Consider the following 389-nt stretch of genomic DNA (forward strand, 5'->3'; position numbering starts at 1 on the left):
ATGTCACATTTGTTTAAGAAAACAAGAATGTAAGGAACACCTACTTGGCGAGAAAGAAGGATGTGTTCACGAGTTTGTGGCATAGGACCATCAGTCGCTGAACAAACAAGGATCGCACCATCCATCTGAGCAGCACCAGTGATCATGTTTTTAACATAATCGGCGTGTCCTGGGCAGTCTACGTGAGCGTAGTGACGGATTGGAGAATCGTATTCTACGTGAGAAGTATTAATTGTAATACCACGTGCTTTTTCTTCAGGTGCAGAGTCAATTGCAGCGTAGTCTTTCGCTTCGCCACCAAAAGTTTTTGCACATACAGTTGCAATCGCAGCTGTTAAAGTTGTTTTACCATGGTCGACGTGACCAATTGTACCCACGTTTACGTGTGG

The 389-nt window shown here is 44.2% G+C and carries 1 protein-coding gene; it reads right to left on the reverse strand.

Annotated features, from left to right (window positions below):
• Positions 1–389 (reverse strand): GTP-binding protein (locus EXE10_RS21255; RefSeq protein ID WP_130114618.1); only part of this gene is annotated, 389 nt, incomplete at both ends.

This window comes from Acinetobacter sp. WCHAc060033 (genome assembly GCF_004209125.1).
GTDB classification, from domain to species: domain Bacteria; phylum Pseudomonadota; class Gammaproteobacteria; order Pseudomonadales; family Moraxellaceae; genus Acinetobacter; species Acinetobacter wuhouensis.